Raw genomic sequence first — 18,497 nt, 5'->3', positions numbered from 1 at the left:
CCCCGCATTCCGCACCGGCCAGTCCGGAGAGGCGGAAATCCGCTGGAGGAGTTCGGCAGCGCGAACGTCACGGAACGGCACGGCCAGGGTGCACGGCGCTTCCGGCCCTTGAGGAGGAGGCCCGTGCAGGGAGCATCGCCCTGCCCGGGCGTTGCCTCCGCGTCAGATGCGCCCGCCGGTGAGCCGGGTGATCGGCCCGTGGGTGTGGCGTGCCGAGCGGCGTCCCGCGGCGTACGAGGCGGCGCTCACGGCGGTCAGGCCGGCGCCGACTCCGGCGGCGACGATCTTCCGGTTGGCGATGACCGTCCACGCGGTCTTGGCCACGGACGCGACCTGACCCGAAGCCGAGACGACCGCCTTGCGGCCCGCCTCCACGCCCTTGGCGGCGGTCTGCGCGGCACCGGACGCCGTGTCAGCTGCGCGCTTCGCGCCGGCGCCGGCGCCCGACGCGGCGTCACCGGCCTTGTCCGCGGCCTGGTTGGCGGTGCCCTTGGCGGTGCGCGATGCGGGAGCGGTCGCCTTGTCGGCGGTGCGCCGGGCCTTGGACTGCGCGGTCGCAGTGGATGCCTGCCGATTCGTGTTCTTGTTCTCTTCAGTCATGGAGACCGGCTTGCCTGGGACTGCCGCGGCAAACACGAAACCTCGTCAATTGTGGGGAACTTGTGCGCGGCGGCCGGGCATTCGGCCGGAGCCGACGAGTGCGGAGGGGCACCCGCCCGGGCCCGGCAGCTCGCACTTCACCCGGTCGGCGCAGCATGTCCGCGCACCGCCCGGGCACGCGCACCCGTGCCGGAGCGGTTCACCTTCCGCCGGTCCGGGGCCGGGAACAGGGCCGCGGCAGGAAACCCCGAGCCGGCTGCGGCCCTCGCCCCTCCCGCGCGCCCGCCCGGGAGGCCGGCGGGCGATTGTCAGTGCCCGGTGCCAGGCTGAGGTCAAAGAGGCCTGTGAAAGGACATCGCGGTGATCACCACTGACTTCGCTCCCGGCTCCCCCTGCTGGCTCGACCTCGGCGCCCCCGACGTCCGGGCCGCCGCCGCCTTCTACGGCGCGGTCCTCGGATGGGACTACGAGTCCATGGGGGAGGGGGAGGACATGGAGGGTGGGGTGTTCCGCAAGGACGGCAAGATCGTCGCCGGGCTGGGCAAGCTCACCGAGGAGGGCGCACGGCCCGCCTGGATGATCTACTACAGCGTCACCGACGCGGAGGCCACGACCGAGGCCGTCGAGCGCGCCGGCGGCACCGTGCGGGTACCGCCGATGGACCTCGACGAGTGGGGCCGGATGGCGCAGTACAGTGATCCGCTGGGCGGACAGTTCGCCGTCTGGCAGCCGGGCACCACCAAGGGCGTCGACCTGGTGGACGAGCCGGGCTCGCTGTCCTGGACCGAGCTGTACACGAGCGACGCGGCTGCCGCGAAGGAGTTCTACGGCAGCGTCTTCGGCTGGCGGTTCGGCGACGTTCCCCTGCCGGGCGGCGCGGGCACGTACTCGCTCATCACCCCGGCCGGGCTCCCGGAGGAGCGGATGCACGGCGGTCTGCTGCAGCTCGGCAGGGAGGACCTCGTCCTGGCGGACGGACGGCCGTACTGGCACCCCGTCTTCGCCGTCACCGACTGCGACGAGGCGGTCGCCAAGGTCAGGGAGAACGGCGGCAGCGTGCAGATGGGCCCGGCGGACGCGGAGGGCGTCGGCCGCATGGCCGTCTGCCTCGACCCGTCGAACGCGGACTTCGTGGTGCTCAAGCCGGCACAGGGCTGACTCCGCACGCGGTCACCGGGGCGGTGCACCTTCAGCAGGCCGCCGGACCGTTGGCCGGTGCCCGGCGTCCCCCGCGTGGCCGCCGCCGGTGGCGGTCGCCGTCCGCGCTGGTGACGCTGGTACGGCACCGGTGCCGAAGAGACTGGTACGGCGCCGGGGACGAAGTGACGAGTAGGGAGATGCCCATGAAGACGTTGTCCCAGCTCCTGACCGCGGCGCTGGTCCTGTCGGCGCTGTCCGCCGGGGCCGCCCAGGCTGCCGTGTTCCCGGACCAGGGCCCCGCCGTCCGCAGCGCCGCGCAGCTGCCGGCCGACATCTCGGCGCGGGAGTGCCTCCAGGGCGGCGGCCTGATCATCATCACCGCGGACGGGGACGGGATGGACTCGTACACGAAGCGCTGCCATGGCGGCACCCACGACGGCGAGACGATCATCTGAAGGGGGCCGACTGCCTTCTGGACGGGAGGACGGCCTTCCTCCACCATGGTTGTCATGAACACGACTCGTATGATGACCCTTGCCCTTGCCGTGACCGCCGCCCTCACCCTCGGCACGGCCGGCGTCGCGCAGGCGGAACCGACCGTGCCGCAACACGCGGTCGTCGTCTGCGACAGCGCGAGCTTCTACGCAAACTACGACAGCGCGTCCGGACCGGTCGGCCTGAAACGGATCCTGTTCCGCGGTGACAAGGTCGGGCACACCCGCGGTGCCCACCCGGTCTACAACGGCTGGGCGGCCACGTTCGACTTCGGGCCCAACGACTGGGGCTTCGTCCGCCAGGAGTGCCTGGGCGGCTTCGGATCCTGGTGACCGAAGACCACGACGAGACGACGGAAGGCAAACCCGTGACACGCATGGCCCGCGCCCACAGGCTCACCACCCTCGCCCTGGCTGTCGCCGCGCTGACCGCCCTGGCCACCAGCCCTGCCTCCGCTGCCAACGGCACCGTGGGCGAACGCGAAACCGTCTGCGCCCAGGACCTCTTCGTCCGGGTCACCGCCCCGCACGGAGCGTGGATGGGCACCCTGTACCGAGGACAGACCTTCCTTGTCGAACAGGACGGCGGAGACTGGGTCTACGGCTTCGCCTACGGAAACATCAACCGCCGGGGCTGGGTGCAGAACGGCTGGTTCTGCTGAGCCCCGCGGCCGTGCGGGCCGGAGTCCGGCACGGCTGACGGTCGAAGCGAGGCAGGCGGGGGCGGGTTTTCCCGCGCGGGGCGCCGGCTGCCCGTCGTGGTCACACCGACGGGCGGGGGACGCCGTACGGCGTCCGGCCGCTACCCGCGAACGCACGCACCCGCTTGACCGCCGACGCGACGCCGTCGAGGACGCACCCGAACGGCGTCCGCCCCAACTGCGGGGCAGAGGCGGTGTTTCCCCTCTCAAAGGGACGAACTCGCATGCATACGGGCCCGCGGAGCGGGTGGCGGAGCCCGGCGAGCGGTGGCGAAGGCCGTCATTGTTCCGCAAACGCATGATCACGTGGCGTTGCCGGGCACAGTGCGGTCATTCTGGCGTTCCTCTTGCTGACGGTGCTTCAACACCGCTGTCAGCAAGGCCCGTTGACGCCATTCGCTCACAGAAACCGAGTGTCATGTCGAGTAAAAAAGTGGTGACCGTCGCCGCACTCGCGGCGGTCCTCACCTGGAGCACGGTGATGACCGTGCTGGGGCACGCGTCGGCCGCGGCCGTCCTGCTGTCCTCACTGGGCCTGCTGGTGCAGCAGACGGCACAGGCCCTCACCGCACCCGACGGGCCACCCCGCCCGGCCGACGCGACGACCCGTCCCGCCGACGGCCCGAAAGGGCCGGAGCCGGACGGCGGGGAGGCGCCCGCATGATGCCGTCGCCCGGCGCCGCCCAGCCCCCGTCACGCGGCAAGGCCCGCAGGGGCCGCCCGCCGGCCCCGATCTCCCCGGGCACCGGCCCCTCGCACCGCGCCTGGCTCGAACCCGTCCGCAGTGAACTGTTCACCAGCGGCCTGACCCTCGACGACCTCGTCGACCGCTCCGGCTACTCCAAGACCCGGATAAGCGAACTCCTGCGCGGCAACGGCTACTACCCGGCCTGGGAACTCACCTTCAGCGTCACCCGGGCCCTGGGCCTGCCCACCCCGCCCCTGCGCCGCCTGTGGACGGCCGCCGCCCGCGAGGCGCACAAGGGACCCGACTGGATCCGGCACTGCATAGAACAGGTCGCCCACGAAACCGAAGGACCGCCCCTGGCCTACCGGGCGTTCTGCGAAACCCTGCACCAGCCCTACCTCCAGTACGCCCGCGCCTTCCTCCTCACCGACCCGCGCGCCCGCGGCGTCGTCGCGGAAACCTTCGACATCCTCTGGCTGTCCTGGAACGAAGCCGCGGCCAGCCCCGACATCCGCCGCTACGCCTGGCGCCTGCTGCGCTCACGCGTCATGCTGCGTGCGGCCCGCCACCAGGACGGTTCCCCCGACCTGCGCGCGGCGGTCTTCTCCACCGACGAGGCCCACGCCGTCCAGGACCCCGGCCACTTCATGGCCCTCACCGAACTCATCGACCTCTTCGAGGCCATCACCCGCCTGCCCGACGACCAGATGGACGTCGCCGTCCTGCACTACCTGTGCGGCTTCCCGGACCACCAGATCTCCCACGTCCTCGGCCTGACCCCCGCCCTCACCCGAGCCGTCGACCACCACGCCCGCGCCACCGTGGAGACCCTCCTCAACGCCCCCAACACCCAGGAGTGACCCCACCCGTCATGCTTGCCATCGACCAGCTGCTCGCCCGCGCCCGCCTCCGCCACCAGCCCGACGTCCCCGCCGACACCATCCCCCACGAAGACCACCCCTACCTCGACCAGCTCCCCGAACCGGCCACCACGCCCACCTGCCCGACCCCCACCGAACAGGCCGCCGCCCAGCACCTGCACACCCTGTGCGAGACCGCCGTCACCACCCTCACCCCCGACGACCTGACCTTCCTCACCGACCAGATCCCCGAGCACCACAGCGCCTGGCTCCTGGGCTGCGCGCTCCACCTCGCCGGCATCGAGGACGGCGCCCGCTTCTGGTGGCAGTACGCCGCCGGCGACGGCCACCCCCCTGCCTGCTACAGCCTCTCCCTGCACCACCTCGCCCGCGGCGAGAGCCACGCCGCCGTCTTCTACGCCCGGCAGACCGGCCTCGACACAGCTGCCGAGGCGGAAACACTGACCGTCGCCGGCACCTGCCCGCCCCGCACCATCCGCTTCGACGCCGGCCTCTCCACCGTCCTGCGCATCCTCAGCCGGCTCGCCTCCCCGGGCCACCGCCGCCGCCCCCACCGCATCGACGCCCTCACCAACTACGTCGCCGACGCCGTGACCCCCCACTACACCCGCCACCCCGGCGTCGAACTCCCCGTCCCCGAACCCCGCTTCGCCGACCGCGTCGGCTTCCTCCTGGAGACCACGCCGCCCTGGGAAACCCGCACGCCCCGCACCGGCGAACCCGCCCTGCCGACCCGCACCCACCACGACCGCATCACCGACCCGGAACCGTGGACCCCACCCGGCGAACCCGCCGACGCCGACCCACGCCAGGTACGGTCGCTCCCAAGGCCGTAAGGACGGCGCAAACGTTGCGCCCCCTCATCCGCCGTCCCGGTCTTCCCCACCGAAGGCCGCTCAGAAGGCCATACCCACGGAAGGTTGATGATCGGGCATTCGCCGGTCCCGGCCTGACCGGCGGTCTACCGTACGGGCATGCCGTGCTGCCCGCGCGGTCGCATGAGGAGGAGTCCTGTGTCATCGCCCTGTGACCCCAAGTACGCTCCCGCCGGTGATGTGGGCGCAGCGCTCATGTTGATCGACTCCCGGCTCAAGACCGTCTACGACGGCAAGACCGAGACCGATCCCGAACAGCAGCAGTTGATCGACCAGTTCACCGCGTCCCTGGGTCCCGACGGCGTTCATGACCTGCTGGACGGCGCCTGCACGCTCATCTTCATGTTCATGAAGTGGCTGCGGATGGCGTACGAGGACCACGACAAGGACGTCATCGAGTACGTGGTGCCGAACCTCGTGGCCACGATGCGCATGATGCCCAAGAGCGTCTGCCCCGAGGCCATCCCGACCATGGCCGGCCTGGTCATCGCGGCGGGCACCGGCCTGAGCCCCAGCCTGTGGCGCATGCAGTACGGGGAGTGGACCATCAACGAGATGAACCCCCTGGAAGCCACCGCTTTCCTGCTCGCCGAGCACATCAACAGGCTCACCCAGGACCGCGACTTCGCCACCCGCCTGATCACCGACGCCCTGTCCAGGGCGGACCAGGAACGGGACGTGTGAACGAGGTCGGCCTTCAGTGCTGGACCTCGGAGAACGGACTGGAAGGCCGCGTCCTCCCCGGCTGTCAGGCGGACCGTCCCCGCAGGTACTTCCTCGGTTCAGCGCCGATGGGGTCCGTCACCCGGCCGACATATTTTCACTGCGAAAATTATGACGTCAAGGGAGGCTGACCCGGGAAGCCGGCCTGGATGGCGACCACGGCCGCTCCCCGCGCCCACTCCAGGAAGTCCATCGCCAGGACCACGGGCTCCAGGGCGCTCGCCTGCCCGCCCGCGTACTCCACGCGGCCGGCGTGCAGACTGTCGGGCGCCATCTCGACGAGCCGTACGCCTTCTCCGGACAGGATGATGCGCTCGACCCCGGTCAGCGAGGTGATCGCCGCCGTCGCGCGGCCGACGGCGTGGGCCGCCTCGGCGACCACGCGCGTGGCGGCCGGGTCACCGGCCCCGGCGAGTTCGAGGACCTCGGCGTAGGTGGTGGCCCGCCCGCGCGCGAGGGAGACGGCATGGGCCATCGCCCCCGAGGTCGCGAACGCCGTCATGCAGCCGCGATGGCCGGTGAAGCACAGCGGCCCGTGCGGGTCGATGGGCAGGTGGCTGACCGGGCTCACCGGCGTCGACACGATCTCGTGGTTGATCACGAGCCCGTACCCCACACCGGCACCGACCGTCAGCAGGGCGAAGTCCCGGTACGAGCGCCCGTAGCCGAACCACTGCTGCGCCATCGTGAGGCCCACCACGTCGTTGGCCAGGAACAACGGGGCGTCGACCCGCTCGGCGAGCAGTGCACGGAAGGGCACCTCGTGCCAGTCGGGGAACGGCGAGTCGGCCACGGTCCCGCCCTTGTCCACCCGGCCGCCCACGGTCACGCCCACGCCCTGCACGGGCCGGCCGGCACTCGCCTGCAGCCGGGAGACCACACCGGCGACGCAGGACACGACGTCCGGCACGTCCATCGACGGCCGGGACAGCGTCTCGCTGGCCAGCACCTCGGCCCGCAGGTTCGTGAGCACCGCGTGGATCGACTCGCTGGTGAGCCTCACGCCGACGTACCGGTAGTCGTCGGCGACCACGTCGAGGAGGACCGACGACCGCCCGCGGCCGGGTGTGCGCACGGAGTCGGACTCCACCAGGACGCCCGCCTGGAGCAGGGGCCGCACGAGGCGGGTCAGCGTCGGCGCCGACAGGCCGGTCTTCTTCGCGAGCTGGGCGCGGGACTGGGCGCCGTGCACGAGGATGTCGACCGCCAGCGCCTTCGACGCGTCGGGCAACTGCGGGCGCATCCGTCCTCCTCGTCCGAGCGGCCGTTCCCGATCACCTCGGAACAGGGGGTCGCACACGGGCGATCCATCTGGCATGCTCCCCACTAATAGTTTCGCTGTGAAATTATAAACGGAGCCTACATGAGTGTGTCAACGTCGGTTCACACGCTGACGGCCGCGACCACGTCGCTCGTCGTCGACATCGGCTCGGGCGTACCGCGGGTGCTGCACTGGGGTGCGCGGCTGGACGACGACCCCGCCGCCGAACCGTTCCTCGCCTCCCTGGGCGAGTCCCGGTCCGGAGCGGACGGACTGCTCGGCCAGCACCGCCACCCCGCCGTGCTGCCCGAGCAGTCGGCCGGCTGGATGGGCACCCCGGGCCTGGAGGGACATCGGGACGGGACCGCCTTCAGCACCCGGTTCGTCGCCACGGGGCACGAGACGACCGGGCGGCCGGACCAGAACCAGGTGCTCGTGAGCCGGGCGGTCGACGAGGCCGTACAGCTCGCCCTGACCACGACCATCGAACTCTCGGCCGAAGGAGTCGCGCGCCTGCGGGCGGCCCTGACCAACACCGCGCAGAGCGGCACCTACACGGTCAACGCCCTGCGCCTGGCACTCCCGGTCCCCGACGAAGCGCAGGAGATCCTCGACTTCACCGGACGCCACCTGCGGGAACGCACCCCCCAGCGCCACCCCTTCCACGCCGGCACACACCTGCGCGAGGGCCGCCGCGGCCGCACGGGCTCCGACGCCGCCTTCCTGCTCGCGGCGGGAACGGCCGGCTTCGGCTTCCGGCGCGGCGAGGTGTGGGCCGTCCACACCGCCTGGAGCGGCAACCACGCCACGTTCGCGGAACTCGGCCTCAACGGCGTACGCCTCCTCGGCGGCGGCGAGGTCCTCCTCCCCGGCGAGGTGACTCTCGAACCCGGGCACACCTACACGACCCCCTGGCTGTACGCCGTCCACGGCAACGGACTGGACGAGATCGCAGCCGCCTTCCACCGGCAACTGCGGGCGCGGGCCGCCCACCCGACGACGCCGAGGCCCGTGGTCCTGAACACCTGGGAAGCGGTCTACTTCGAGCACGATCTGGACACCCTGATCGAACTGGCGACGCTCGGCGTCACGGTGGGCGTCGAACGCTTCGTCCTGGACGACGGCTGGTTCCTCGGCCGCCGCGACGACCGGAAGGGGCTCGGCGACTGGCAGGTCGACCCCGCCGTCTGGCCCAGGGGCCTGCACCTCCTGGTCGAGGCCGTCCGGAACCTGGGCATGCAGTTCGGGCTCTGGTTCGAGCCGGAGATGGTCAGCGGCGACTCGGAACTCGCCCGCGCCCACCCCGAGTGGATCCTGGCCCCGGGCGACGGACGCCTCCCCCTCACCGGCCGCCACCAGCACGTCCTCAACCTCACCGTCCCGGGGGCATACGAGCACGTCCTGGAGTCGATCAGCGCGATCATCACCGAGTACGACATCGACTACGTCAAGTGGGACCACAACCGCGACCTGGTCGAACCCGGCGACCGCCTCACCGGCGAGCCCAAGGCGCACGCCCAGACCCTGGCGGCGTACGCCCTGATGGACGAGTTGCGGCGGCGCCACCCCGGGCTGGAGATCGAGTCCTGCTCCTCCGGCGGCGGCCGGGTCGACCTAGAGGTGCTGCAGCGCACCGACCGGGTCTGGGCGAGCGACTGCATCGACCCGCTGGAGCGGCAGCGGATCCAGCGGTGGACCGGTCTCCTGCTGCCGTTCGAGTTGGTCGGCAGCCACGTCGGCGCCCCGACGTCCCACACCACCGGCCGCACGCACTCCCTGGCCTTCCGGGCGGCCACCGCCCTGTTCGGCCACTTCGGCATCGAGTGGGACCTGCGCAACGCCTCCGCCGAGGAGCTGGACGAACTCGGCGAGTGGGTGGCGCTGTACAAGCAGGAGCGCGACCTGCTGCACAGCGGCACCGCCGTGCACTGCGACTACCCCGACGACACCTACTGGGCCCACGGCGTGGTCAGCCGGGACCGCACGCGGGCCCTCTTCACCTTCGTCGCGCTCGACACGTCCGCCGCCGCACAACAGGGCCGGATCAGACTGCCGGGCCTGGACCCGGAGCTGGCCTACCGCGTCGAGCCCGTCCCGCTCTCGGACGGCGCCTTCGTGCACACCCGCAGCGGCAGGCCCTCCTGGTGGCTCGACCGTCCCGTCGTCTCCGGCAGGACGCTGGAGGCCATCGGGCTGCAGGGACCCACGCTGTACCCCGAGCAGGCGCTCGTCTTCCGCCTGGTCGCCGATCACCCCGCGCACAAGAGGAACTGAACGCCCGTGGGACACCTTGTTCGCATCTCCGCGCCCCGCACGGTCGAGGTGGCCCAGGTCGAGGACCCGGTTACCGGGTGCCGGGGAGATCCTGCTGGAGACGGCGCACTCCGGGATCTCCGCCGGCACCGAGCCGACGGGCTACCGGGGCACGAACCCCTACCTGGCGAGTGAACGGGACAGGACCGCGGGTTGTTCGTCCCGGGCAGCTCCACCATGTCCTCCCCGATCGACGGCTGGGGCTATGAAGAGGTTGGCAACCGCGGCCGGGTTCCCCCGGTGGCGGGGCATGCAGTGCCAGGCGGCGCAGGCCGAGCGGCAGATCGCCGAGGGCGAGGCCGAGAGCCCGCTGATGACGCACGAGCAGTCCGTCGCGGTGATGGCCGCCATGGACGCGGTCCGCGAGCAGCTGGGGGTGCGGTACTCGGGCGAACCGCGCCGGAGGAGGCCACGGGACCCGGAGCGTCCGATCGTGTGGCGGGCCGGGGGGCCCGATCGGCCGAAGGCGCCGGCCGGGCCTTACGCCGGTGAGTCCGGTAACTCAGCCCACCGTCCATTTCTGATGGGCCGCGCCGGTGCACGTCCAGATCTGCAGGCGCGTTCCGTTGGCGGAGCTGCTTCCGGTGGCGTCCAGGCACTTGCCGGCGGCGACGTTCACGATGTCGCGGGCCGCCTCCACACGCCATTTCTGGGCGCCCGTGCCGTTGCAGTCGTAGAGCTGGATCTTCGCGCCGTCCGCCGTCGAACCGCCGGTCACGTCCAGGCACTTGCCCAGTGCGCGGATCGAGCCGTCGCTGCTGACCGTCCACTTCTGCGCCGCGCTGCCGTTGCAGTCGTACAGCTGGACCGGCGTGCCGTTCGCGGTGTTCGCGCCGGCCACGTCGACGCACTTGCCGCCGGGGCCCGTGATCGGGACACCACCGCCGGGCGGCTGTTGCGGCTGGTCGTTGGTGACACGCACATAGTCGACGGTGAGCGTGTTCGGCATCGGCGTGCCGGCGTCGGGGTCACCGGGCCAGTAGCCGCCGACGGCGAGGTTCAGGATGAGGAAGAAGGGGTGATCGAACGCCCACTCCCGGCCGCCCAGATCAGCCGGTGTCCGGGTCTGGTAGGTGACTCCGTCGACCTTCCAGACCAGCTTGTCCGGTGACCACTCCAGACGGAACGTGTGGAACCCGTCCGCGAACGGCGAACCGATCGTGTGGCCGGCGCCGATGCCGCCCGAGCCCGAGTAGCCCGGCCCGTGGATGGTGCCGTGCACGGTGTTCGGCTCGAAGCCCACGTTCTCCATGACGTCGATCTCACCGCTCTGCGGCCAGCCGACGCTGCCGATGTCGTCGCCCAGCAGCCAGAACGCGGGCCACATGCCCTGGCCGCGCGACATCTTCAGACGGGTCTCGAAGGTGCCGTACGTCTGTGTGAACTTGCCCGCGGTGTTGAGCCGGGCCGAGGTGTACTCGCACCGTCCGTACCAGCAGGTGTGGTTGCCGGGATTCTCCCGCCGCGCGGTGATGACCAGGTTGCCCTGGCCGTCGTGCACGGCGTTGCGGGTCGAGTTGGTGTACTACTGCCGCTCGTGGTTGTTCACGTTGTCACCGGTCTCCAGGTTCCACTTGGAGCCGTCGACCGGTGTGCCCGCCGGGGCGTTGAACTCGTCGCTGAACGTGGTGGCCTGGATGCCGGGACCGCCGGACGGCGACGCGGCTGCGGCCGGGGTCCCTGCGGGAGCCATCAGCAAGGCCACCGCGGCCGTCCCGGCCACCAGAGCCAGTAAGAGACCCGATCGTCTGGAAGAGAGTCTGGACATCGTTGTCACCGCCGACAGTCGTCCGTGTGATGGACAGCAACGAAGAGTCTCATGGTCCAGACCAGGGGGCAAGGCTGCCGCACTCACTCGGGCAAGCTCGGTACCACGCGGAACTATCCGCCTCGGAAGAGGAGTTGGGCTCGGTACGCGCCTGCCGGACGACCGTCAGGAGGGGTGCTGCGGGGATGGCGCGCGAGTGGCGCCCTTGCCGTAGGCGCGCATGGCGAGCGCGCCGGCAAAGGGGCCGGGCGCGAGAAGGAGGAAGGCGTACTGCCAGCCGATGGCCTCGGCCAGCAGGGGGGTGAGCTGGATGGTGACGACGGTGAGGGCGAACCCGATCGCGGTCTGCCCGGTGAGCGCCGTCCCGATGTAGCGGTGGTCGGCGACCTCGCTCAGCGATGTCGAGAACACCCCGGAGTCCGCGATCACGGCAGCACCCCACAGTGCGCAGAACGCGAACAGAAGTGGCGGCGGAGCGTGGAAGAGGAACGGGGACAGTACGCAGCACAGGCCGCTGAGGAGCAGGGCCGTCACGGCGGCGGGGGAGCGGCCGTAGCGGTCCGCGCCCCAGCCGCCGAGCAGACAGCCGACCGCCCCGCCGAGTCCCATGGTGAGGAACACCGTGACCCCCACCGAGCCCGGGAGTCCTCGCGCGGCCGAGGCCGCCAGCAGGAAGGACGGGATCCAGGTCCACAGGGCGTACAGCTCCCACATGTGCCCGAAATAGCCGAGGTTGGCCAGCCGCGGCCCGCGCTGGGTGAACATGGCCAGGGCGTACCGGGGGTTGCGGGCGGGTGCGGTCGGCCCCGCGTGCGGGCCGAGCCGGACGAGGAGCAGGGCGATGACGGAGCCCGCGAATCCGGCCGCCGCCGCGGCGAGCAGGACACCGCGCCATGGCAGTGATCCCAGGCCGGCGATCAGATGGGGGAGGGTGGAACCGAGCGTGAGGGCGCCGATGAGGACGCCCATGGTCCTGCCCCGTCCGGCGCTGCCCGCCCAGGACGCCATGAGCTTCATGCCGGTGGGGTAGACACCGGCCAGGAACACCCCGGTCATGGAGCGCAGCGGCACGGCCACGGCCGGCCCGTCGGCGAACAGGGCCAGCGCCACCGTGCAGGCGGCGGCTGCCGCGGCACTGGCGGCGAGCAGGCGCTGGGGCGGGACGCGGTCGGCAAGGTTCAGGGCGGTCGAGGCCACGGCCCCGGCGACGAAGCCGAACTGCACGGAAGCCGTCAGCCACACCGCGCCGCCGGCCGTGAGGCCCCAGTCGTCGCGCAGACCGGGCACCACCGCCGACATGGAGAACCACACGGCGAGGCCGAGAACCTGCACGGCGGCGATCGCTCCGCGCTGCACACAGACGTTCACGGCTGCCCCTCGGACCGAAGTCATGTCCCCCCGGCCACGCGTCGCGCGGTGATGGCCGATTCCCGACCCTAACCCCTCCGCGACCGCGAGCCGGATCCGCCCTCTCGCCCACCGGCCACCCTGCGGTGCGGTGGAGCCGAATCGTCCACCCTCTCACCGTCCGGCTTCGGTCCCGAGTTCCGCCAGGCGCGTCAGGGCGGGCAGGGCCGCGGCGATCGCCTGTCGTTCCGTCGGCGTCAGCCGGGCGATCACCGGGGTCGGGTGACGGCCCCGGTCCTCGTGCCGGGCCTGGCCGACCTTGCGGCCGCTGCCGGTGATGCGGACGAGGACGGCGCGTCCGTCCGCCGGGTCGGGGCGGCGTTCCACGCGGCCGTCGCGCTCAGCCGGGTGACCAGCTGAGTGAGCCCCGGCTGGCTGATCTGCCGACTGCCTCGCCGTACTGGCCACGGTGCTGCACGACGCCGTCGGTATCGACGCCGACATGATGACCACGGTCCACGCCTACACACAGGACCAGAACCTCCAGGACGCCCCGCACAAGGGCCTGCGCCGGGCCCGCAAGGCGGCGGTCGCCTTCGGCTGGACGCCGAACCGCACCTCAGGCCGCCGCGACGCGGAACGTGCTGGGGCTCAGGCCCTTGTGCCGTTTGAACGCGGCACTGAAGCCGAAAGCATCGGCATAGCCGACGGACCGTGCGATCTGGGCGATGCTGAGGTCGGTGTCGGTCAGCAGCGCCTCGGCCTCGTCCATGCGGCATTCCGTGAGATAGGCGAGGGGCGGGCGGCCCATCAGCTTGGTGAAGCGCTTGGCGAACAGCGCCCGGGAGACGCCGGCTCGAGCGGCCAGAGACGCCACCGTCCAGGCCTCGGCCGGCCGCTCGTGGAAGGCCTGCAGGGCGGGGGCGAGAACCGGGTCGGCGAGGCCCCGGTACCAGCTCGGCGCGTCGGCGCCGGCCTGCTCGAACCAACTGCGCAGCGTGCACACCAGGGCCCAGTCGAGGAGCCGGTCCATCAGCGCCTGAGAACCGGCCGACAGACGGGCGGCGTCGGCGGCGGCCGTCTCCAGCCAGGCACAGACCTCGACGTCCTCCGTGACCACCAGGACGGGCGGCAGGGTACGCAGGAGCCGCTCGTGGCGGTGACCCGAGGCGCGGTAGGCGCCCACGATCAGCGCGGTCGCCTCTTCCGAGTCGGTGCCCCAGTGGATGCCGCCGAGTTCCTGGGCGGTGCATTCGGCGTCGGTGGTGAAGCAGGCGATCTCGTAGGCGGCGTGGGAGCCGTGGACAGAGGCGGGACGGTCCGCGAGATGGAACGGTGCGGGACCACGCACGATGGCTGTGTCGCCCACGCCGACCGCCCGCTCGGTGCCGTCGGACAGCAGCAGAGTGCCCCCGCCGCGCAGCACGCTGATCATGATGAGCGGTGCGTCGTCGACGAAGCGGATGGTCCAGGGCGCCGCCAGTACGGCGTGAGTGACGACCGAGCCCTCGGCCCGGATGCCACTCAGGAGCGAACTCAAAGGATCCACAGGACGCATCGTAGACGATCACCTATGTTCCGGAGCGTTTCTCCCATGGATCATCTACGCCACCCCGGCTGTACTGAACGCGTCGAAACGACCGAGACCAGCCGGGAGACACCGTGACGCAGCATGACAGCCACGCCAGGACAGCCCTCGTGGTCGTCGCACACCACCGCGCCGATTCCCTCACCGCGCACACGGCCCGCCGTGCTGCCGCCCGCCTCGAAGCCGCCGGATACCGCATCGACCTGCTCGACCTGCACGCCGAGGGGTTCGACCCGCGGATGAACACGTTGGACCAGCCGGACTGGGGCAACAGGGAAAAGAAGTATTCGGACGAAGCGCACGCCCATATGCAGCGCATCCTCGACGCCGATGTCGTCGTCGCCGTCTTCCCGGTGTACTGGCAGAGCGTGCCGGCCATCCTCAAGGGCTGGATCGACCGCGTGTGGAACTACGGGTTCGCCTACGGCCGCAGCAAGCCCCGCCTCGCCGGCAAGCGCATGCTGTGGCTGGGCCTCGCCGGCGCCACGTCCGACGATCCCATCGTGGAAGGAATGCAAACCGTCCTCGAGACCAACCTGAGCGAAGGCATCGCCTCCTACTGCGGCTTCTCCCATTCCACCGTCGGCCTGCTCACCGACGCGGAGGAGCGCCCGCAGCGCGTCGACGCCGAAGGCAACCTCCTGGTCGGCGAAGCGGTCACAGGCACTGAACGAGAGGCGCAGTACGCCGATCTCGACCGGCGTGCAGGGGAGTTCGTGGAAAGGTTCGTCGCCGAAGGACTTGTGGCGGCCTGACCGCCAGGAAGACATACGAAAGCTCGGGGCGTACGGCCGAACGGCAAACCGTAGACCAGCCCCCGACGGCGCCGGTCCACTCGGTGGGCGGCTGCTGTCCAGGGGCAGCTGCCGCCCGCGAGCACGTGCAGGTAAAGAGCGACGGTGTGCTCGGCGCAGCCGTGAAAGGGCCCTGCGAACCCCTCGGAGATTCAGCGGTTTGTGTGGATACCGGTTCTTGATCGGGTGTTTGCATCTGAGCCGGACAGACGACTGGTGTCCGCCGAGCCGAGAAGCGGCGCGGCATGAACGACGGGAGTCAGACACGGCTACTTCTCCGCAGCAACTGCCCGACGACATCGCTGAGCCCCTCAAGGACCTGCTGAACGAGGTCGCTGACGCCAGCCCCGGCCAGCAGGTCACGGAGAGCATGGTCAGCAATGCGAAGAAGGCCAAGGGAGGGCTGCTCGGGGGAGCGCTCATTCCCGGCCTTCGGTAAGTGACGAAGCCGCCGGCATGTCCCACACGTCTGCGCCCTGCTCGAACTGAGCCGGTGCCAGGCTGTTGAAGGGTCCGGACCGCGCGAGCGCGGCCCGGACCCGCGCCCTGGGCCGGTGCTCGGGGGCTGCACCGAAGACCGCCTCCTCGCCCTTTCTCGCGGTCACACCCAGTCCGGGACTTCATGACCGACCCGGTCGTCTCCGCCACCGTGCAACTGCGCGCCGCCGGACTCGTCCAGGAACGGGCGGCCGATGGAACTGTCTCTGCGTCCACCTCGTACGACAGGGCCCGGTCCCAGCCTTCTCTCCGCCGTGCAGACGAGACACCGTCGGGGCAGCAGCCCTTCCCTGAGGGCTGACTGAGTCGTCTCAATGTCAGCGCCAACCTCGCCCGACCCGGCCCGGATCGGCGCGGGCAGGCAGCTGTGACCCGAGGTCACCTTCGAGGTCAGTCGGACACGGCCGTCCGGTCGAGGAAGCGTCGCAGACCGGTCCGAACGCCGTCCGTGGGGACGGTGGCGGCGAAGCACGCCGCCTCGACGGCCAGGCCCTCGTCGATGGGCAGGTTGATGCCGCGGGTGACCGCGCGCAGGCAGGCGGCTACGGCCGTCGGTGCGTGCCGGATGATTCGCGCGGCCAGGTCACGTGCGGCGTCCATGAGCTCGTCGGCCGGTACGACGGTGTTGACGAGGCCCAGCTCGGCGGCTCGGGCGGCCGGGATGGGGTCGCCGGTCAGGATCATCTCCAGGCCGCGCTTGCGGCCCACGTGCCGCGGCAGGCGCTGGGAGCCGCCGAAGGGGGGCGGGAAGCCGAGGGAGATCTCGGGCTTGGCGAAGGTCGCGTGCTCGGCGGCGACAGCGAGCGGGGCGGCCTCGGTGATCTCGCAACCACCGCCGTAAGCGAGGCCGTTGACCGCGACGATCACCGGCTTGGGAAACTCCTCGATCCGCCGGGTCAGTGCGTGGCCGCGGCGCACGATCTCGCGCAGTGCGCGTTCGGGCCCGTCGGCGATGCCGGCCGCCAGAGACGGGATGTCCGCGCCCGCACTGAACGCCCTGTTCCCGGCGCCGGTCAGGATGACCGCCCGCATGCTGTCGTCGGCGTCGATGTGGTCGAGCTGTGCGAGCAGCGCGTCGATCGTCGGGTAGTTCAGGGCGTTGAGTTTGCGCTCCCGGTCGATGGTGATCACGACGACCTGGTCGTCCCGCTCGATGCGTACGGTCATGCCGGGTACTCCGTTTCGCCTGGGCTCGGATCCACCGAGGCTACGAGCCACGACCCAGGGCGATCCATTAATTGTCCTGGATACAATCGAGCTCCTCTCCCACACTCCTCCGCGACGGACGGCAGGTGCCGCATGCGACCGTCCTCCTACAAGGCCGTCGTCCACGAACTCGCCGCCGCCATCCGCTCCGGCGCGATCCCGGTCGGCACCCGCCTCCCGACACACCGCGCTCTCGCGCGCGAGCGGCGGATCGCGCTGGCCACGGCCACCCGCGTCTACGCCGAACTCGCCGCGCTGGGCCTGGTCGTGGGAGAGCCGGGCCGGGGCACGTTCGTCCGGGTACGGTCCGGCTACGACGGGCTCGAACCGTCGCGCGCTCTGCCGGTGCCCCGGGTGGCGGACCTGTCGTTCAACCAGCCCTTGACCCCCGGACAGGGCGACCAGCTGCGGCAGGCCCTGCGCGCGATGGCGGCCTCGGGAGACGCCGAGGCGCTGCTGCGCCAGCACCCGCCGGGAGGACACCGCCACGACCGGGCGGTCGTGGCCACCTACCTGCTGGGGCGGGGGATCGACACGGCACCGCACAACGTCCTGCTGACCAGCGGAACCCAACAGGCGCTCGACATCGTGCTGCACACGCTCACCCGGCCCGGTGACGTCCTCGTCGTCGACGCGCTCAGCTACCCGGGCATCAAGCTCCTGGCCTCGGCACACGACCTCGACCTGGTCCCCGTCCCCGTCACGGCCGCGGGACCGGACCTCGACGCACTCGATGAGATGTGCCGCGCGCGGCCCGTCCGCGCGATCTACACGATCCCGACCGTGCACAACCCGCTCGGCTGGGTGCTCGACCGGGGGCAGCGCGACCGGCTGGCTGCCCTCGCACGGTCACACAACTGCGTGATCATCGAGGACGGCACCTACGCCTTCCTGGAGTCCTCGCCGCCGCCACCGTTGCAGGCCCTGGCGCCCGAACGCACCTGCTATGTCGCCGGGCTGTCCAAGAACGTGGCACCCGGTCTGCGCTTCGGCTTCGCCGTCCTGCCCGACCGCCACGTGGAGGCGGCCACGAGGAGTCTGCGCACCGCGGCCTGGGGAGCCCCGGGGGTCGTCACTGCCCTCGCGACGGGCTGGATCGCCGACGGAACGGTCACGCGGCTGGAGGAAGACCGCCGCGAGGACGCAGCCGCCCGGCAGGACATCGCCCGCGCCGCGCTCGCGGGCCTGGACATCACGGCACACCCGGTCTCCTACACGGTGTGGCTCGGCCTGGAGCCGCACCAGCGCCCCGATCACGTTGCGGCCGTGCTCGCGGAGAAGGGGATCCTCGTGTCCACCGCGGACGCCTTCGCCACCGGCCCCCACCGTCCCCCAGCACTCCGACTGGCACTGGCCACACCACCCCGAGACGAACTCCGGGCAGCGTTGCACAGCCTGGAGGACGCGATCGGGGCCATCCCCCCATGACATGCACGCACCACAGAAGGTGTGCCAGAACCCCGCGCATGCGGACACCGAGCCTTCGGGGCCACCGTGGAGCTGCGGCAGCCGAGGCCGTCCGGTACGACGCCACGTTCGGAAGCCGTCGCCCGGAGCCTGCACCCGGAGAAGGGACGTGAGCCGTACGCGGCGTGGACGCAGAAGGCGCGACCACCGTCC

Annotated in this window: 17 protein-coding genes and 2 pseudogenes; 12 read left to right on the top strand and 7 right to left on the bottom strand. The window is 71.3% G+C overall.

Annotation, left to right across the window (positions count from 1 at the left end):
* Nucleotides 1–162: 162 nt before the first annotated feature.
* On the bottom strand, nucleotides 163–600 hold the full coding sequence (locus AB0M97_RS13940; protein WP_365961059.1) for a hypothetical protein: 438 nt from the start codon (nucleotides 598–600) through the stop codon (nucleotides 163–165).
* Between the two features lie 360 nt (nucleotides 601–960).
* Between AB0M97_RS13940 and AB0M97_RS13935 the strand changes: the two genes are divergently transcribed.
* The 8 genes from AB0M97_RS13935 to AB0M97_RS13900 all read left to right on the top strand — a co-directional run bounded on the left by AB0M97_RS13935 (nucleotide 961) and on the right by AB0M97_RS13900 (nucleotide 6,063).
* Nucleotides 961–1,758 carry a VOC family protein gene (locus tag AB0M97_RS13935; protein ID WP_365961058.1) on the top strand — a complete coding sequence of 266 codons (798 nt, stop codon included), beginning with the start codon at nucleotides 961–963 and terminating at the stop codon, nucleotides 1,756–1,758.
* Nucleotides 1,759–1,943: 185 nt separating this feature from the next.
* Complete coding sequence (locus tag AB0M97_RS13930) at nucleotides 1,944–2,195, top strand: hypothetical protein (protein WP_365961057.1); 252 nt, start codon at nucleotides 1,944–1,946, stop codon at nucleotides 2,193–2,195.
* Between the two features lie 54 nt (nucleotides 2,196–2,249).
* Entirely contained in the window at nucleotides 2,250–2,567 is a 318-nt protein-coding gene (locus AB0M97_RS13925) for a hypothetical protein (RefSeq protein WP_365961056.1), read from the top strand.
* A gap of 35 nt (nucleotides 2,568–2,602) precedes the next feature.
* Nucleotides 2,603–2,896, top strand: coding sequence for a hypothetical protein (locus tag AB0M97_RS13920; protein ID WP_365961055.1), 294 nt, complete (start codon nucleotides 2,603–2,605; stop codon nucleotides 2,894–2,896).
* Between the two features lie 457 nt (nucleotides 2,897–3,353).
* On the top strand, nucleotides 3,354–3,599 hold the full coding sequence (locus tag AB0M97_RS13915) for a hypothetical protein (RefSeq protein ID WP_365961054.1): 246 nt from the start codon (nucleotides 3,354–3,356) through the stop codon (nucleotides 3,597–3,599).
* Nucleotides 3,596–4,483, top strand: a complete 888-nt coding sequence (locus tag AB0M97_RS13910) for a sigma-70 family RNA polymerase sigma factor (RefSeq protein ID WP_365961053.1) — start codon at nucleotides 3,596–3,598, stop codon at nucleotides 4,481–4,483. The genes AB0M97_RS13915 and AB0M97_RS13910 overlap by 4 nt, the downstream gene beginning before the upstream one ends.
* 11 nt (nucleotides 4,484–4,494) lie before the next feature.
* Nucleotides 4,495–5,340, top strand: a complete 846-nt coding sequence (locus tag AB0M97_RS13905; RefSeq protein ID WP_365961052.1) for a hypothetical protein — start codon at nucleotides 4,495–4,497, stop codon at nucleotides 5,338–5,340.
* Nucleotides 5,341–5,517: 177 nt separating this feature from the next.
* Nucleotides 5,518–6,063, top strand: a complete 546-nt coding sequence (locus tag AB0M97_RS13900; protein WP_365961051.1) for a hypothetical protein — start codon at nucleotides 5,518–5,520, stop codon at nucleotides 6,061–6,063.
* Nucleotides 6,064–6,211: 148 nt separating this feature from the next.
* On the opposite strand, the gene AB0M97_RS13895 is transcribed toward AB0M97_RS13900, so the two are convergent.
* Nucleotides 6,212–7,345: an ROK family transcriptional regulator gene (locus AB0M97_RS13895; protein ID WP_365961050.1), complete on the bottom strand. Its 1,134-nt coding sequence runs from the start codon at nucleotides 7,343–7,345 to the stop codon at nucleotides 6,212–6,214.
* Nucleotides 7,346–7,465: 120 nt separating this feature from the next.
* Between AB0M97_RS13895 and AB0M97_RS13890 the strand changes: the two genes are divergently transcribed.
* Nucleotides 7,466–9,637 carry an alpha-galactosidase gene (locus AB0M97_RS13890; protein WP_365961049.1) on the top strand — a complete coding sequence of 724 codons (2,172 nt, stop codon included), beginning with the start codon at nucleotides 7,466–7,468 and terminating at the stop codon, nucleotides 9,635–9,637.
* A 541-nt stretch (nucleotides 9,638–10,178) separates the two neighbouring features.
* On the opposite strand, the pseudogene AB0M97_RS13885 reads toward AB0M97_RS13890, so the two are convergent.
* The 3 genes and pseudogenes from AB0M97_RS13885 to AB0M97_RS13875 all read right to left on the bottom strand — a co-directional run bounded on the left by AB0M97_RS13885 (nucleotide 10,179) and on the right by AB0M97_RS13875 (nucleotide 13,178).
* Nucleotides 10,179–11,369, bottom strand: a pseudogene (locus AB0M97_RS13885) (ricin-type beta-trefoil lectin domain protein).
* Nucleotides 11,370–11,609: 240 nt separating this feature from the next.
* Nucleotides 11,610–12,812: an MFS transporter gene (locus tag AB0M97_RS13880; RefSeq protein ID WP_365961048.1), complete on the bottom strand. Its 1,203-nt coding sequence runs from the start codon at nucleotides 12,810–12,812 to the stop codon at nucleotides 11,610–11,612.
* Between the two features lie 153 nt (nucleotides 12,813–12,965).
* Nucleotides 12,966–13,178 (bottom strand): hypothetical protein, encoded by a 213-nt coding sequence (locus AB0M97_RS13875; protein ID WP_365961047.1) that lies wholly within the window; start codon nucleotides 13,176–13,178, stop codon nucleotides 12,966–12,968.
* Nucleotides 13,179–13,230: 52 nt separating this feature from the next.
* On the opposite strand from AB0M97_RS13875, the pseudogene AB0M97_RS13870 reads away from it, so the two are divergent.
* Nucleotides 13,231–13,383 (top strand): annotated as a pseudogene (locus tag AB0M97_RS13870) (type I glyceraldehyde-3-phosphate dehydrogenase); the annotation flags it as partial.
* A gap of 27 nt (nucleotides 13,384–13,410) precedes the next feature.
* Here AB0M97_RS13870 and AB0M97_RS13865 read toward each other — a convergent pair.
* Nucleotides 13,411–14,349: an AraC family transcriptional regulator gene (locus AB0M97_RS13865; RefSeq protein WP_365961046.1), complete on the bottom strand. Its 939-nt coding sequence runs from the start codon at nucleotides 14,347–14,349 to the stop codon at nucleotides 13,411–13,413.
* A gap of 104 nt (nucleotides 14,350–14,453) precedes the next feature.
* Between AB0M97_RS13865 and AB0M97_RS13860 the strand changes: the two genes are divergently transcribed.
* Nucleotides 14,454–15,134 carry an NAD(P)H oxidoreductase gene (locus tag AB0M97_RS13860; RefSeq protein ID WP_365961045.1) on the top strand — a complete coding sequence of 227 codons (681 nt, stop codon included), beginning with the start codon at nucleotides 14,454–14,456 and terminating at the stop codon, nucleotides 15,132–15,134.
* A gap of 927 nt (nucleotides 15,135–16,061) precedes the next feature.
* Here the strand turns inward: AB0M97_RS13860 and AB0M97_RS13855 are convergent.
* A complete protein-coding gene (locus tag AB0M97_RS13855) occupies nucleotides 16,062–16,838 on the bottom strand; it encodes a crotonase/enoyl-CoA hydratase family protein (protein WP_365961044.1) in 777 nt (258 codons plus the stop codon).
* A gap of 132 nt (nucleotides 16,839–16,970) precedes the next feature.
* On the opposite strand from AB0M97_RS13855, the gene AB0M97_RS13850 reads away from it, so the two are divergent.
* A complete protein-coding gene (locus tag AB0M97_RS13850; protein ID WP_365961043.1) occupies nucleotides 16,971–18,305 on the top strand; it encodes a PLP-dependent aminotransferase family protein in 1,335 nt (444 codons plus the stop codon).
* Nucleotides 18,306–18,497 lie beyond the last annotated feature (192 nt).

Origin of the sequence: Streptomyces sp. NPDC051207 (assembly GCF_040682395.1) — a bacterium.
Taxonomy (GTDB): domain Bacteria; phylum Actinomycetota; class Actinomycetes; order Streptomycetales; family Streptomycetaceae; genus Streptomyces.
This window is presented reverse-complemented; position numbering and strand designations above follow the sequence as displayed.

Coding starts and splice junctions, on each gene's coding strand:
- AB0M97_RS13865 (WP_365961046.1), bottom strand. CDS start 14,349: ATGCGTCCTGTGGATCCTTTGAGTTCGCTCCTGAGTGGCATCCGGGCC.
- AB0M97_RS13940 (WP_365961059.1), bottom strand. CDS start 600: ATGACTGAAGAGAACAAGAACACGAATCGGCAGGCATCCACTGCGACC.
- AB0M97_RS13925 (WP_365961056.1), top strand. CDS start 2,250: ATGAACACGACTCGTATGATGACCCTTGCCCTTGCCGTGACCGCCGCC.
- AB0M97_RS13915 (WP_365961054.1), top strand. CDS start 3,354: ATGTCGAGTAAAAAAGTGGTGACCGTCGCCGCACTCGCGGCGGTCCTC.
- AB0M97_RS13890 (WP_365961049.1), top strand. CDS start 7,466: ATGAGTGTGTCAACGTCGGTTCACACGCTGACGGCCGCGACCACGTCG.
- AB0M97_RS13895 (WP_365961050.1), bottom strand. CDS start 7,345: ATGCGCCCGCAGTTGCCCGACGCGTCGAAGGCGCTGGCGGTCGACATC.
- AB0M97_RS13855 (WP_365961044.1), bottom strand. CDS start 16,838: ATGACCGTACGCATCGAGCGGGACGACCAGGTCGTCGTGATCACCATC.
- AB0M97_RS13905 (WP_365961052.1), top strand. CDS start 4,495: ATGCTTGCCATCGACCAGCTGCTCGCCCGCGCCCGCCTCCGCCACCAG.
- AB0M97_RS13850 (WP_365961043.1), top strand. CDS start 16,971: ATGCGACCGTCCTCCTACAAGGCCGTCGTCCACGAACTCGCCGCCGCC.
- AB0M97_RS13910 (WP_365961053.1), top strand. CDS start 3,596: ATGATGCCGTCGCCCGGCGCCGCCCAGCCCCCGTCACGCGGCAAGGCC.
- AB0M97_RS13930 (WP_365961057.1), top strand. CDS start 1,944: ATGAAGACGTTGTCCCAGCTCCTGACCGCGGCGCTGGTCCTGTCGGCG.